The following is a 14,737-nucleotide window of genomic DNA, read 5'->3' as shown; positions in this document are numbered from 1 at the left end:
CCACCATGACCTCAGCACTGAACGAAGGATCCCCATGACCGCCGCACCCGAGACGCTGACCCCCGCCCAGGCCCGTCAGGCCTTCCGCGCTCGACTGCGCGTGCCCACCAGCGGATTCTCACCCGGCTTCGCGCAGGCCAATGTGCTCGCGCTGCCGCGCGAGCTGGCCTTCGACATGCTGCTCTTCGCTCAGCGGAACCCGAAGGCCTGCCCCGTGCTGGGCGTGCTGGAGCCCGGGCAGGTGTCCTCCGCGCTGCTGGCCGGAGGAGACATCCGCACCGATGTGCCGGCCTACCGGGTGTACCGCGACGGCGAGCTGGTGGCGGAGCCCGACGATGCCGTCGAGCACTGGCGCGAGGATCTGGTGACCGTCCTGCTCGGCTGCAGCTTCACCTTCGAGGCCCCGCTGCGCGCCGCGGGGATCCCGGTCCGCCACATGGACCTCGGGGTGAACGTGCCCATGTTCCGCACCTCTCAGCGCTGCGAGCCCGCCGGGGCGCTGTCCGGGCCACTGGTGGTCTCCATGCGCCCGGTCCCGGCCGAGCAGGTGGCCGACGCGGTGCGCATCACCTCCCGCTATCCGGGAGTCCACGGCGCGCCGGTGCACGTGGGCGACCCTGCGGCCCTGGGGATCGCGGACCTGTCGGAGCCGGACTTCGGCGACGCCGTCGACGTTCCCGAGGGCTGGATCCCCGTGTTCTGGGCGTGCGGGGTGACGCCGCAGGCCGCCGTCATGGAGTCGAAGCCCGAGCTGGCCATCAGCCACGCTCCGGGATACATGCTGATCACCGACCTGCCCGACGCCGAGCTCCAGGTGCCCTGAGACCTGCCCCTCCCCGTTGCCTCTCGCCGCTCACCCTGTCGCCTCCGCGGTGTGGGCCCTTTTCGCGCATTCTGAGGCGCCAAAAAGGGCCCACACCGCGGAGGCATGCCGTTGTTCGGCGTCGGTTGTCCCCGGAGCGTTGGTCGGATAGCGCGCACTGAAGCGAGGTTCAGCGACCACCGATCCGGGGTCAACCGTGACGTCAGCGCAGCCCGTGCAGCCCGTGCAGCCCGTCCGCGCCGTGGTAGGCGGCCCGCTGCGGTGGCTCCCAGCCGGCGAGCGCATCGTCGTCGACGGCGAAGACCTGCACACCCAGCGGGTGACAGTGCTCCCGCTGCTCCTGCGTGGACGCCGCCTCCGGGCCCCACATGTGCACCGAGAGGTCCCCGCCCGGGCAGGTGGACAACGCGCAGAGCAGGTCCACCTCGGCGAAGAACTCGAAGACGTCTCCCGGACGGGCCGGGCAGGCGTCCATGAAGTAGCGGTGCTCGTGGTTCAGCCCGGCCAGCTGGAAGACGTTGAGCACATCGTGGACGTCGTACTCCGTGAGCCCGTAGGGCAGCACTGCCCGGGTGAGGTTGGAGTGGCAGTGCCGGTCGAAGTCCTCCCCGGTGAGCATCCGGTTCACGTACGGGTCGCAGCGGGTGCCCAGCAGGTCATGGATCACTGCGGCGTCCGGGTGGTCGGCCAGGGTGTCGGTGACGACGGTCGCCAACGGCCGCAGATGCGGCAGCGTGGACCAGAACCGGTCATAGGTGGTCATCGAGGATCGCTGCAGCTGCCGGGTGCGCGCGGCCCAGAACCGTTCCCGCGGGTCATGCCGGTTCCACAGGTTCAGGTCCCCCACCTGTGGCCCGTCCACCTGGCGCAGCCGCACCACATGCCCCGCCGGGACCTCCCAGGCGACTCCGGAGCGCACCGGCACCTCGAAATCCTGGACCAGGCGCCGCTCGGCCGCAGCGATCCGGTCGTAGAGGCCGCGATCGACGTCGAGCGCGCCACCGGGCGGGGACCTGTAGGCGGCGTCACGGGTGTAGACACGTGGTGACGGCTTCTCTGGGGCTGGCATGGAGCCTCCTGCGGTCATCGGACGGGCGGCCTGTGAGCCTCGTGCCCCGGCTTCGCCTGATCCGTCCCATCCTGACGCATCGGCTGACGATCCCGCCCCGGCATGCTTCATCGGAATTCACGTGTCAGAGCCATGTACGCCCTGCTGGCCCTCGCCCGGCACCGACACTGACCGCACGGTTGAGAGGGTGGGTTTCCGCCCGAACTCCCGCTCTGAGGGCCTCGTTCCGGCGGAAACGCACCATCTCAACAGGGTGACGAGTCAGCCCATCCTCTCGAGCAGCTGCTGCTCCGCGGCGTCGAAGTAGTCGGCCAGGTAGGTCTCGGCGGCGGCGCGGTCTCCGCGGTGCAGCAGCTCGGTGAGCCGGGCGTTGCGCTCCAGGTAGAACGCGTGGAACGTCGGTTCGTCACGCATCGTGTGGAAGACCAGGCGCATGCGGGCCAGGATCTGTTCCATGAAGCTGCTCAGCTGGTCGCTGCCCACCTGCGCGATGATCAGCCGGTGGAACTGTTGGTTGGCCTGCGCGACGGCGGGCAGGTCCTCGACGGCGACGGCGGTCCGGGCTGCGGCGAGGAGCGTCTCCAGCGCCTCGAGCGCCTGCTGGTCGAAGGTGCCCTGCCGCACGGCGCCGATCTCGACCACGCGGCGGACCCGGTAGGTCTCCCGGATGTCCTCTACCGTGGGCGAGTGGACGAAGACCCCGCGGTTGGGCCGGCGTTCCACCAGCCCTTCGGCGGCAAGCGTCTGGAAGGCGGTGCGCAGGGTGTGCCGGGAGACGCCGAGCAGCTGCGTGGTGCGGATCTCAGGCACCTTCGTCCCGGGCAGGATGCTCCCGGAGGCGATGAGCCGACGCAGGATGTCCGCCACCCGGTCCGGGACATGCGCATGATCGCCCGGGCCCCGGCGCACCGCCTCGTCGGTGAGCAGCTCCTCCAGCGCCGCCTCGCTCATGGGCGGCCTCCTGTCTGTGGTCGCTTCCCGGACCCCCTGCTGTGTGCCGTGCATGACACCAACCTATCGGTCTGTGCACGCTGAGGGCCCTCAGGATCATGCCGGACATGAGGCGGGCCGTCCTCCGGCGATGACCGTCAGTCCAGCCGTGCCAGCATCTGGCCCGCCGTCAGGGAGGCTCCGGCGTCCAGCGCCTCGCGGCGCAGCGTGCCGACCCGTGGGGCGCGCACGGTGGACTCCATCTTCATGGCCTCCACGACGGCGACGGCGTCCCCCTCCTCGACCGCAGCGCCGTCCTCGGCCGCCCAGCTGACCAGGGTGCCGGCCACCGGTGAGGTGACCGCGCCGTCGTCGGCCGCGGCGTCAGCAGACTCAGCGGCCTGGTCCGCACCGACGGAGCCGAACAGGCCCAGCAGGGCGGCGGGCAGCCCCAGGCTCACTGCGCGTCCGTCGATCTCCACGGTGGTCCGGCGCATGCCCTGCTCCCGGTGCCGCACGGCGGCTGCCAGGTGCTCGGATTCGGCCAGCTCGGCCTCGAACTCGGTCTCGATCCACCGGGTGTGCACCCGGAAGCTCTCGGCGCCGTCGGCGGCGAGGAAGTCGTCCGCCTCCAGCACCGCGCGGTGGAAGGGCAGCACGGTGGGCAGGCCTTCGATCCGCATCTCGGCCAGCGCGGTGCGGGCCCGCCGCAGCGTGGTGGGACGGTCCGGCCCGGTGACGATCAGCTTGGCGATCAGGGAGTCGAAGGCCCCGGAGACCTCGTCACCGCTGCGGATTCCGGTGTCCAGGCGGATGCCGGGCCCGGTGGGCGGCTGCAGCAGCTCCACGGGCCCGGGGGTGGGCAGGAAGCCGTGGGCGGGCTCCTCGGCGTTGAGGCGGAACTCGATGGCGTGCCCGCCCGCCGGGACGCCGGTGGTACGCAGCACGGCGGCGGCGTCGCGGGCCGCGGTGCTCAGCGGCTCGCCGGCGGCGATGCGCAGCTGCTCGGCCACCAGGTCCACTCCGGAGGTCTCCTCGGTGACCGGGTGCTCCACCTGCAGACGGGTGTTGACCTCCAGGAAGCTGAGCACCCCGTCCGGGCTGAGCAGGTACTCCACGGTCCCGGCGCCCACGTAGCCGGCGGCCGTGCAGATCGCCGCGGCCGAGTCCAGCACAGCCAGCCGATGCTCGGCGGACAGGAACGGCGCGGGGGCCTCCTCCACCAGCTTCTGGTTCCGGCGCTGCAGGGAGCAGTCGCGGATCCCGACGACGGCGACCTCTCCGGACGCGTCGGCCACCACCTGGGCCTCCACGTGGCGGGGGCGGTCCAGGAACCGCTCCACGAAGCACTCCCCTCGGCCGAAGGCGCCCTCGGCCTCGCGGACCGCCGAGGCGTAGGCGTCGTCGATCTCCCCGGTCTCCCGCACCACGCGCATGCCGCGCCCACCGCCGCCGTGGGCGGCCTTGATGACCACGGGCAGTCCGTGCTCGGCGGCGAAGGCGCGCACCTCGGCAGCACCCTCGACGGGACCATCGGTGCCGGGGGCCAGCGGCGCCCCGACGGACACCGCAAGCTCCCGGGCTGCGACCTTGTCGCCGAGCTGCTCGATGGTCTCCGGAGCGGGCCCCACCCAGATCATGCCGGCCCGCTCGACGGCGCGCGCGAAGTCGGCGTTCTCGGAGAGGAACCCGTAGCCGGGGTGCACGGCCTGGGCTCCGGTCTCGGCCGCGGCGGCGAGGATCTTCTCCTGATGCAGGTAGGTCTCGGCCGCCGTGGTGCCGTGGAGGGCGACGGCGACGTCGGCCAGCTCCACATGCAGGGCGGCGGCGTCTTGGTCGGCATAGACGGCCACAGTGCGGTGGCCGAGCTCGGCGGCGGCGCGGATGATGCGGACGGCGATCTCTCCGCGGTTGGCGATGAGCAGGGTGGTCATGCGGGATCCTCGCAGGTGAAGGGTGTCCGGTGGGCGGGTCTGGTGTCAGCGGGTGCGGTGCCGGCGGGCAGGAGCGTCACAGGGTCGACGGCACGCAGGGCGACGACGTCGCCGGGGGCCAGCTGGGCGGCGGCCGGCAGGTCCTCCTCGATGACGACGCCGATCACCGGGTAGCCGCCGGTCACCGGGTGGTCGTGGAGGAAGAGTACGGGCAGCCCGGCCGGGGGCATCTGCAGGGACCCGCGCGGCACGCCCTCGCTGGGCAGCTCGCCGTCACGCGCGCGCTCCAGCGGCTGGGGTTCCAGAGCGTCCTCCGTGCCGTCCTCCGCGGCGGCGGGCAGTCCGAACCGGATCCCGATGCGATTCGACTCCGGGGTGACCGTCCAGCGCTGGGTCTGCAGACGGTGCATCTCCTCCTCGGCGAACCAGTCGTCCCGCGGCCCTCGGGTGAACCGCAGAGCGAGCGCGCCGTCGGGCTCGGCCTCCGGCAGGGTGGTGGGCTCGGGCTCTCCCACCGGGGCGACCACAGCGTCAGCGATCCCCAGCCGGTCCCCGGCCTGCAGGGGCGCGGGGCCCAGGCCGGACATCGTGTCGGCCGAGGCGCTGCCCAGCACCGGCTCGGCGGCGAATCCGCCGCGGACCGCGACCACGGCCCGCAGCCCCCGGTGCGGGGCACCCAGGTGGACGGTGTCTCCGGCGGTGAGCAGGAAGGGCTCCCGCATCCCGGGGGTGCGGGAGCCGCCGCCGGCATCGGTGACGCTCACCGGCACCTCCGCTCCGGTCACGGCGAGCACCAGGCTCTGTGCGGCCCGCAGCCGCAGCCCGCCGTGCAGCACCTCCAGCACCGGAGCCTCGGCGGCGGTGCCGACCAGTCGGTTCCCCTGCCGCATGGCAGCCTCGTCGGCCGCTCCGGCGCGGGAAACGCCGAGGTCGCTCAGCCCCTCGCGGCCGAGGTCCTGGAGGAGGGTCTGCAGGCCCGGGTCAAGGACCTCGAGGGCCTCCTCGCAGGCGCTGTCGTCGGCTGGGGAGGCGACGCCGGCGCCGTCACGGGTGTCGGTGGGGTCCTGTCCAGCCTCCGGGGCGGGGGCGCGCACCCGGGCGGTCTCGCGTACCGCACAGTGCCGCACGACGTCGCCGGGGCGCACCAGGGCCGGGGAGCCGCCCTGCTGCTCCCGGTCCAGGTCCCACATGCGGGCCGGGGTGCGTCCGATCAGCTGCCACCCGCCGGGCGAGACCCGCGGATAGACCGCGGAGAACTCGCCGGCCAGCGCCACCGACCCGGCCGGCACCGCCGTGCGGGGCGTGTCCCGGCGCGGCACCTCCAGGGCGCTGGTGGGATCCACGGGCACACAGTAGGTGAAGCCGGGGGCGAATCCGCCGAAGGCGCCGGTGAGCTCGGTGCCGGTGTGCCAGGTGATGAGCGCCTCCACGCTCATACCCACACCGGCGGCCACGTCAGCGAGGTCCTCACCGTCGTAGACGACCTCGAGCTCCACCACCTGGGAGTCCCGGGCGGAGAAGGCCCCGACGGTGAGCGTGTCCAGCGCGTGTCGGGCCTGCCGCGCCGCCTCGGGGGCATCGAAGTGCAGCAGCACAGTGCGGGCGCCGGCCACGGCCTCCCGCTGGCCGGCCAGGGGGTGCTGCCTCAGGTGCTGGTGGTGGGCCAGGACGTCGTCGAGGTCGGCGAACTCCAGCAGCAGGGCGCGCGGCCCGGCGTCGCGGATGTCGAGGATCGCGTTCATGGTGCCGCCGTCATGCCACGAAGCTGCGGATCTCGACGCCGGCCTCTTCCAGCGCGGCGCGGACGGCCTGGGCCATCTCCACCGCGCCGGTGGTGTCGCCGTGGACGCAGATCGATTCGGCGTCGGCGGGGACGCGGGTGCCGTCACGGGCGATGATCTCCCGGTCCTGGGCCAGGCGCAGCATGTTCTCCACCACCTGAGCGGTGTCATGCAGGACGGCGTCAGGCTCGCGGCGCGAGACGAGGGTGCCGTCGGGGTTGTAGTTCCGGTCCGCGAAGGCCTCGGCGACGCCGCGCAGTCCCGCTTCCGCGGCGTGCTGCAGGGCCACCGAGCCCGGCAGCAGCAGGACGGGGAGCTCCGGATCGTAGTCGGCGAGTGTGTCGATGACGGCTCGCGAGTGGGTCTCGTGGGCGATCATCGAGTGGTAGAGGGCCCCGTGGGGCTTCACGTAGCGGATCCGGGCTCCTGCGGCCCCGGCCATGGCCTGCAGGGCACCGAGCTGGTAGCGGACATCGGCGGCGAGCTCGTCGTAGGAGCATTCCAGGTGCCGGCGCCCGAAGCCGGCGAGGTCGCGGTAGCCGATGTGGGCGCCGATGGCGACGTCGTGCTCGGCGGCGATGCGGGCGGTGCCCTGGATGGTCAGCGGGTCCCCGGCGTGGAAGCCGCAGGCGATGTTGGCGCTGGAGACGATCTGCAGGATGGCGCCGTCGTCGCCGATGCGCCAGTTGCCGAAGGACTCTCCGACGTCGGAGTTGAGGTCGATGCGCGGTGCGCCGGTGGTGGCTGCCATGGGTGCTCCTCCCCTGCCCGCCGCGGCGGGCTGCTGATGTCCTGCTGGCGTGCCGCTGGTGAGCGCCCGGGACGGCCCGCTGCGGGACTGTCACCGAGATCACGTGCGTGATCTCCAGCATGCCGCAGAACTCAGGATTGTTCAACAATCTTTCGATGCGCGCGGGAAGCTGGGCGTCACCCGGACACGTGGACCCCTGAGTGCCGCCCTGAACGGCGTCGATCGGGAGGATCAGTTTGTTGTGCCATGGAATAATGCATTCCGTGCCGCATCACGACCCGGCACGACGATCCGACACGATCACGAGGAGACACCACGGAGCGCCGGACACCCCAGCAGCCTGACCCCGCCGAGGAGCCTCAGGCCGACGAGACCCAGCCCCACGAGACGGCGCCCGTCGAAGCCGACGACGCCCCGCCGCCCCGCCTGGAGCGACCGCGCCTGTTCACCAAGGACTTTCTGCTGGCGATCGTCATCAATGTCGTCTTCGCCCTGGTGTTCTACATGCTGGTCACCGGCATGGCCGTCTTCGCGGTGGAAGAGTTCCGCAGCGGCCAGACCGCCGCAGGGTTCGCCGCCTCAGCATTCGTCATCGGCGCGCTGGTCTCCCGGTTCGCGGCGGGCAAGTATGTGGAGTTCCTGGGTCGACGCCGCACCATGATCGTCTGCCTGGCTGTCTATGTGCTTGCCGGGCTGGCCTATCTGTGGGTGGACAGCTATGAGGCGCTCATTGCTCTGCGCGTGGTCCACGGTGTCGCCTTCGGCTTCGGACAGACGGCCCTCAACGCCGCAGTGTTCTCCCTGATCCCCACCTCACGGCGCGGAGAAGGTGCCGGCTACTACATGCTGGCGGTGGCTCTCCCGCCGGCGATCGGCCCCATGCTGACTCTGCAGCTGACCCAGCACCTGGGGTTCTGGGCCATGTTCGTCAGCACCTCGGTGGTCTCGGTGCTCGGGCTTGTCGCCGCGATGCTGATCCGCATGCCGGAGGCCGAGCACGTCCCCGACCGCTGGCGGGACCGGCTGCGGCTGCGCCCGGCGGACATCATCGAGCCCCGTGCCTTCGCGCTGGCGGCGATCGCCATGCTGCTGGGCTTCGGCTTCGCCTCCATCATGACATTCCTCAACGGCTTCGCCCGCAGCGAGGGCATGGTCACCGCCGCGTCCCTGTTCTTCATCATCTACGCGGCCGCCGTCCTGGTCACCCGACTCTTCGCCGGCAGGATCCAGGACCGGTACGGGGACAACGTGGTGGTCTACCCGACCATCGTGCTCTACGCGGTCTCCCTGGGACTCCTGGCCTGGTCGCCGAACCAGGCGGTGATCCTGGTGGCCGGGGTGCTCGCCGGCCTCGGCTTCGGTGCCCTGCTGCCTGCCTTCCAGGCCACGATCGCCTCCATGCTGCCCACGACTCGCACCAGCATCGGCATCTCCACGTTCTTCATCCTGCTCGACACCGGTTTCGGCCTCTCCCCCCTCGTCCTGGGACCCCTGGTGGAGTTCGGCAGCTACCGGATCATGTTCGCCGCCTGCGCGACCCTGGTGGCCTGCACGCTGGTCCTCTACTGGATGCTGCACGGCCGATTCAGCGTCAAGCAGGGTGTGAGCCGCAGGCCGCGCCGCCGCTGACCCAGCCGCTGACCCAGCCGCTGACCCAGCCGCTCAGTCATCCGCCGTCCGCCTCAGCCGCGGCCCTGGTGACGCTCCAGGAACTCATAGACCTCAGTGGTGTCCACACCGGGGAACGCGCCCTGCGGCATCGCTGCCAGCAGGTGCGTGTTAGCCCGTGCCGCCGGCCAGGCCTTGCCCTCCCACACCTCTGCCAGCTCGGGCGGAGGCTGACGACAGCACGTCGGATCCTCCGGACAGCGGGAGGTGCAGCGTTCGGTGGTGTCCCGGCCGCGGAACCATTTCACATGCTCGAAAGGCACACCGATGCTCAGCGAGTACATCCCGGAGGAGTGGCCTTCGGTGCGGGCGGTGCACCAGAAGGTGCCCACGGAGGTGTCGGTGTACTGGTTGAACGACCGGAACTTGTCCTCGACGTCGAAGACCATGCGCGAGGTCCAGTAGCGGCAGACGGTCTGCCCCTCGATGGCCCCGGAATGGTCGGCGGGGAAGTTCACCCCGTCATTCTCATAGGCCTTGTGGATGATGCCCGACTCATGGACCTTCTGGAAGTGGCACGTGATGCCCAGGTGCTCGGTCGCGAGGTTGGTGAACCGGTGGGCGGCGGACTCGTAGGAGACCGCGAAGGCATCCCGCAGGTCTTCGATGGCCAGTTCCTTGCGCGCCTTGGCGTCCTGCAGAAACGCCACAGTGGAGCGCTCCGGCATCAGCAGCGAGGCGGCGAAGTAGTTGGTGTAGACCCGCTGGCGCAGGAAGTCCGAATAGTCCTGCGGCTCGGTGTGTCCCAGCACATGGTGACCCAGCGCCTGCAGCAGCACCGGGCGGGCGTCCCAGTCCCGGGAGCGCCCCTGGGTCATGTAGATGATCCGGTTGCGCTGGTCGGTGACCGAGCGGGTGGAGTCCGGAAGGTTGGGCACGAAGCGCAGAGTGAACCCCAGGTGCTCGGCGATGTCGGCGGCCACGTGGTGGGACAGCGGTCCGGAGCCGTGTCCGACGGCGTCGAGCAGCTCCTGTGCGGCGGCCTCGATCTCCGGATAGTAGTTGTTCTTCGCGCGCATCTCCTCACGCAGCTCGGTGTTGGCCCGGCGAGCCTCCTCGGGGGTGGCCGCCTGCTCCTCGAGGCGCCGACGCAGCTCGCGCTGCAGCCCCACCAGCGATTCGAGCACGTCCATGGGCAGCCGGCTGCTGATCCGCACGGTGGGCAGGTTCAGCGCGGCGTAGAGGGGTCCACGCTGAGCCTTCTCCAGCTCGATCTCCAAGGCGGCACGGCGTGACGGCGGCTCGGCGCCGAAGAGGTCGTCGAGGGTGACGCCGAAGGCCCCGGCCAACTGATTGAGCTGGGAGATCTTCGGCTCCCGTTTGCCGTTCTCCAGCAGGGAGAGCTGACTGGGGGCGGTGCCGAGCTGGGAGGCGAGGTCGTCCAGGGTCATGCCGGCCTGTTTGCGCAGATGCCGCACCCGGCGCCCCAGGGCGATGAGGTCGAGGGAGGCGTCCCCTTCGGTCTCGCCCTCGACGGGGCGCAGGTGGGCCCGACCGGCGGGGATCCTGTCCCCCGGATCGGCCGACGTCGTCCTCCGCGCTGAGCGGGCCTGGTCGCGCACGGGCCTCATGGCGCTCATTCTACAGAGCTGACCTGCGCCTCTGCGGGCGCAGCATCGCGGGATCCGGAGCAGCGGGGGTCGCTGCGTGGCTCTGGCACACGTTCTCTCCTCAGAGGCGCGGACGGACGAGGGGGCGGACGGACGAGGGGCGCGCTGGCGAGCTCCCCTGCCTGACATAACCGACCGCCGCCTGAGCCGACCTCGAAAGGCTCAGACGGCGGTCGGGTGCGTCGATCCGTGAACCGCACCAGACCTCAGGGTGCGGATCCCGGACGGCGCCGGCTCGACGGAGTCTCTGGCAGGTCCCTAGGCTGCCGCTCCGGCGAGCCGCCGGCTCCCAGTGATGCCGGCTGTCTGGGCGGACCGCGCCTCGGCGGCGGCCCGCGGGTTCAGGTGGATGGCCCGGATCGTGCCTGCGGGAATCCCCATCAGCTGCTCGGTGCGGCTGAAGATCTCCTGCCACAACGCGACCTCCTCCTCCCGCTCGAAGGACGGCAGCTCGACGAACGGAGCACGTCCCTCGGCCAGGAGACGCCGGGCGTTGTGGTGGATGTGGATCCCGAAGTCCACCAGTCCTGCGGAGAGCGCCTCACCCCGGTAGAACATCCGGCCCTCGCGGCGGCCCAGGCAGCGGGGCCGGACGATGGAACGGATCGGCTCAGCCAGCTGCTTGGTGATCAGGGCCTTCCACGAGGCTTCGATGATCAGGTCGGCGCCAGCACCTCCCTGCACGCCCAGGGCCGCGGCGCGGGCGCCGAACTCCTCGTGGAGCGCGGCCAGGAAGCTGAGGGCCTCGCCGGTGAGAACCTCCTTCTGGCGCGGCACGCGCGGTGCCGACAGGGCGATTCCGTTGATCGTGATCGAGCGTTCGGGGGTGTTCATGACTGTCTCCTCAAGAAATTCTGCGGCGGGGCGGTGCCGACCTCGTCGTCGAGGCCGTCACCGAGCTCCCACGCGGATCAGTGGAACTGTCCTTCTTCGGTGGAGCCCTTCAGCGCGACGGTGGAGGACTCAGGGTTGAGCGTGGTGGAGATGGCGTCGAAGTAGCCGGTGCCGACCTCCCGCTGGTGGCGGGTGGCGGTGTAGCCCTGGTCCTCAGCGGCGAACTCCTTCTCCTGCAGCTCCACGTAGGCCTTCATCTGCTCGGACTTGTAGCCCTTGGCCAGCTCGAACATCGAGTAGTTCAGGGCGTGGAAGCCGGCCAGGGTGATGAACTGGAAGGTGAAGCCCATCGCACCCAGCTCGCGCTGGAACTTCGCGATCGTGTCGTCGTCGAGGTGCTTCTTCCAGTTGAAGGACGGTGAGCAGTTGTAGGCCAGCATCTGGTCCGGGAACTCGGACTTCACGGCCTCGGCGAACTGCTTGGCGTACTCCAGGTCCGGGGTGCCGGTCTCCATCCAGATCAGGTCCGAGTACGGCGCGTAGGCCTTGGCCCGGGCAATGCAGGGCTCGATGCCGTTGCGAACCTTGTAGAAGCCTTCGGCCGTACGCTCCCCGGTGAGGAACTCGGCGTCCCGCTCGTCCACGTCGGAGGTGATCAGGGTGGCGGCCTCCGCGTCGGTGCGGGCGATGATCACCGACGGGGTGTTCGCGACGTCGGCGGCCAGACGGGCTGCCTGCAGGGTGCGGATGTGCTGCCCGGTGGGGACCAGCACCTTGCCGCCGAGGTGGCCGCACTTCTTCTCCGAGGCGAGCTGGTCCTCCCAGTGCACGCCGGAGGCTCCCGACGCGATCATCGACCGCATCAGCTCGTAGGCGTTGAGCGGACCGCCGAAGCCGGCCTCGGCGTCGGCGACGATCGGCACCAGCCAGTCCTCCACGGTCCGGATGCCCTCGAGGTACTCGATCTGGTCGGCGCGCTGCAGAGCGCTGTTGATGCGACGCACCACGTTCGGCACGGAGTTGGCCGGGTAGAGCGACTGGTCCGGGTAGGTGTTGCCGGAGAGGTTGGCGTCACCGGCGACCTGCCAGCCGGAGAGGTAGATGGCCCGCAGGCCCGCCTTGACCTGCTGAACAGCCATGTTGCCGGTCAGCGCGCCCAGAGAGTTGGTGTAGGTGCCCTCGGCATGCTCGGAAGTGAGCTGCTCCCAGAGCTTCTGCGAGCCGCGCTTGGCCAGCGTGTGCTCCTCCTGCACCGAGCCCTGAAGCTTGGCCACCTCTTCTGCGGTGTAGTCGCGGCGGACGTTCTTCCAGCGAGGGTTGGTCGCCCAGTCCTGCTGGATGCGCTCGACACGCTCCTCGAAGTCTCCGCGGATGTCGGTGGATGCGTTGACGGTGGCAGTCACGGTGTTCTCCTTCGAATCGGTGACCAGTGCGGTGACCGGTGATTGGTACAACTCCAGTTTTGGCCCCTCTTCCACCCCGGAGCCAGAGAAAGTTGAGAAAAGATCTTCACTTCTTCGCGATATCGAAAGATTCCTCGGAAGTAACTTACCTACGGTCGCGACAGGCGCCCCGGAGAAGACAAACACGCTTCAGCCATGCGAAGATCCCCAGGAAGAGCACGACGACGAGCCGCCCTCTCGCCTGCTGAGCCATCCCCCGGGACCCCCGTAGGCTGGTGATGTGCACGACACGACGCCGAAGAGAGGACCAGACCCATGGACCTGACCCACGCCAGCGCGATCGTCACCGGAGGAGCCTCAGGTCTGGGCCATGCGACCGCCCGGACCCTGCACGAGGCCGGCGCCGCCGTCGTCGTCGTGGACCTTCCCGACACTGAGGGCGCCGACCCGGAGAGCGGCACACGCGCAGAGTCCGTGGCCGGCATCGGCGAGCGCACCCGATTCTGCCCCGGAGACGTCACCGACCCGCAGACGGCGGCACGCGCCGTGCAGATCGCCCAGCAGCTGGCTCCCCTGCGGGTGGTGGTCAACTGCGCCGGCGTCGCGACCCCCGGCAGGCTGGTGGGGCGCGGCGGCACACTGCCGGTGGAGACTTTCATGACGGTGCTGTCGATCAATGTGGGCGGCACCATGAACTTCATGGCCCAGGCCGCAGCCGCGATGCGGGAGAACGAGCCCGACGGGGAAGATCGCGGCGTGCTGATCAACACCGCTTCCGTGGCGGCCTTCGACGGACAGATCGGCCAGGTGGCCTACGCCGCGTCCAAGGGGGCGGTGGCGTCGATGACACTGCCGGTCGCTCGGGAGCTGGCGTCGTCGCAGATCCGCACGGTGACGATCGCCCCAGGGCTGTTCGAGACGCCGATGATGGCGGGTCTTCCGGAAGCCGCTCGGGAGTCACTGGCCTCCAAGACTCCACACCCCGCGCGGCTCGGCCGCCCGGAAGACTATGCGCTGATGGTCCGCCAGATCATCGAGAACCCGATGCTCAACGGCGAGGTCATCCGCCTCGACGGTGCGGTGCGGCTCGAGCCGCGATGAGTGCGGCGTCTCCGGAGGACGGCCCAGCTGAGGCCGCCCAGCCGCCGGGGTTCATCACCACTCACCGGTGGGGGCTGTCGCTGATCGCCGGACTGACCGTGCTGTTCGCGACCCTCGTCGTGACCCTGGTGCTGACCAGCACCTCCGTCAGCCGGTCCCCGCAGCACATCGCCGACCCCGGGGACGCCCGAGGAGGAGACCCCTCCCCCGAAGGACCCGACCTCGACGCCAGGCCCGACGCAGTGGCTGACGAGGACCTGCTGCCGCCCGGAGGGGCCGCGTTCTCCGACGGTGAGAGCATGGTCGTCGGCGAAGACATCGTCCCCGGGTCCTATCGCCAGGATCCGGACTCCGGCCCCGAGGACGCCACCTGTTTCTACGTCATCTACGCCGACGCTTCGGAGTCGACCGTGCTGCGCACCGGGGCGGAGGACCGTGGCATCGCCGTCCTGGAGGAGGGCGACGTCGTCGACTCCCGCGACTGCGGCGAGTGGCTCCCCGTGGAGGCCACCTACCCGGAGAGCCCGGCCACGCAGTTCGGCACCGGGATGTATGTGATCGGCGGCCACATCGAACCCGGCACCTATGAACTGACCTGGGACGTCGACTCTCCGTTCTGCTGGTGGGACATCTTCGCGGACCTCCGCGGAGAGGGGACGGTCTGGGACTCCGGGATCATCCCCCGAGAGGATCCCGGCTTCGGGGAGCCGCTGGTCATCACCCTCGACGTCGACGACCATCTGGTCTTCACCACCGAGACCTGCGGAACCTGGACTCAGGTCGACTGAGCGGGGCAGGCACGCGCGCATGAGGACGCGGCCGGAACCTCCGGA

Annotated in this window: 12 protein-coding genes; 4 read left to right on the top strand and 8 right to left on the bottom strand. The window is 70.4% G+C overall.

Annotated elements, in window-relative coordinates; translation table 11 throughout:
* Positions 1–34 precede the first annotated feature (34 nt).
* On the top strand, positions 35–823 hold the full coding sequence (locus ACYVKI_RS00955; RefSeq protein ID WP_460688476.1) for a putative hydro-lyase: 789 nt from the start codon (positions 35–37) through the stop codon (positions 821–823).
* Between the two features lie 202 nt (positions 824–1,025).
* Here ACYVKI_RS00955 and ACYVKI_RS00950 read toward each other — a convergent pair whose 3' ends face one another.
* The 5 genes from ACYVKI_RS00950 to ACYVKI_RS00930 all read right to left on the bottom strand — a co-directional run bounded on the left by ACYVKI_RS00950 (position 1,026) and on the right by ACYVKI_RS00930 (position 7,288).
* Positions 1,026–1,892, bottom strand: coding sequence for an urea carboxylase-associated family protein (locus ACYVKI_RS00950; protein WP_460688475.1), 867 nt, complete (start codon positions 1,890–1,892; stop codon positions 1,026–1,028).
* Positions 1,893–2,153: 261 nt separating this feature from the next.
* On the bottom strand, positions 2,154–2,843 hold the full coding sequence (locus ACYVKI_RS00945) for a GntR family transcriptional regulator (protein ID WP_460688474.1): 690 nt from the start codon (positions 2,841–2,843) through the stop codon (positions 2,154–2,156).
* Between the two features lie 137 nt (positions 2,844–2,980).
* Complete coding sequence (locus ACYVKI_RS00940; RefSeq protein WP_460688473.1) at positions 2,981–4,756, bottom strand: acetyl/propionyl/methylcrotonyl-CoA carboxylase subunit alpha; 1,776 nt, start codon at positions 4,754–4,756, stop codon at positions 2,981–2,983.
* Complete coding sequence (locus ACYVKI_RS00935; protein WP_460688472.1) at positions 4,753–6,498, bottom strand: 5-oxoprolinase subunit B/C family protein; 1,746 nt, start codon at positions 6,496–6,498, stop codon at positions 4,753–4,755. The genes ACYVKI_RS00940 and ACYVKI_RS00935 overlap by 4 nt, the downstream gene beginning before the upstream one ends.
* Before the next feature lie 10 nt (positions 6,499–6,508).
* Positions 6,509–7,288, bottom strand: coding sequence for a LamB/YcsF family protein (locus tag ACYVKI_RS00930; protein ID WP_460688471.1), 780 nt, complete (start codon positions 7,286–7,288; stop codon positions 6,509–6,511).
* 258 nt (positions 7,289–7,546) lie between these two features.
* Between ACYVKI_RS00930 and ACYVKI_RS00925 the strand changes: the two genes are divergently transcribed.
* Positions 7,547–8,917, top strand: a complete 1,371-nt coding sequence (locus ACYVKI_RS00925; protein WP_460689371.1) for an MFS transporter — start codon at positions 7,547–7,549, stop codon at positions 8,915–8,917.
* Between the two features lie 53 nt (positions 8,918–8,970).
* Here ACYVKI_RS00925 and ACYVKI_RS00920 read toward each other — a convergent pair whose 3' ends face one another.
* From ACYVKI_RS00920 to aceA, 3 genes are all read right to left on the bottom strand, one after another.
* Positions 8,971–10,527, bottom strand: a complete 1,557-nt coding sequence (locus ACYVKI_RS00920; protein ID WP_460688470.1) for a helix-turn-helix domain-containing protein — start codon at positions 10,525–10,527, stop codon at positions 8,971–8,973.
* 297 nt (positions 10,528–10,824) lie between these two features.
* The gene (locus ACYVKI_RS00915) at positions 10,825–11,400 is read right to left on the bottom strand and encodes a hypothetical protein (RefSeq protein WP_460688469.1); all 576 of its coding nucleotides are present in this window, start codon (positions 11,398–11,400) and stop codon (positions 10,825–10,827) included.
* A gap of 77 nt (positions 11,401–11,477) precedes the next feature.
* On the bottom strand, positions 11,478–12,773 hold the full coding sequence (gene aceA, locus ACYVKI_RS00910) for an isocitrate lyase (protein ID WP_460689370.1): 1,296 nt from the start codon (positions 12,771–12,773) through the stop codon (positions 11,478–11,480).
* A 345-nt stretch (positions 12,774–13,118) separates the two neighbouring features.
* Here aceA and ACYVKI_RS00905 point away from each other — a divergent pair, with 345 nt between their 5' ends.
* Both ACYVKI_RS00905 and ACYVKI_RS00900 read left to right on the top strand, forming a co-directional pair.
* Positions 13,119–13,904, top strand: coding sequence for an SDR family NAD(P)-dependent oxidoreductase (locus tag ACYVKI_RS00905; protein WP_460688468.1), 786 nt, complete (start codon positions 13,119–13,121; stop codon positions 13,902–13,904).
* Positions 13,901–14,692: a hypothetical protein gene (locus ACYVKI_RS00900; protein ID WP_460688467.1), complete on the top strand. Its 792-nt coding sequence runs from the start codon at positions 13,901–13,903 to the stop codon at positions 14,690–14,692. The genes ACYVKI_RS00905 and ACYVKI_RS00900 overlap by 4 nt, the downstream gene beginning before the upstream one ends.
* The last annotated feature ends 45 nt before the right edge of the window (positions 14,693–14,737 follow it).

This window comes from Nesterenkonia suensis (assembly GCF_054782935.1).
The sequence above is the reverse complement of the archived record's forward strand: the minus strand, read 5'-3'. Positions and strand labels throughout refer to the sequence as shown.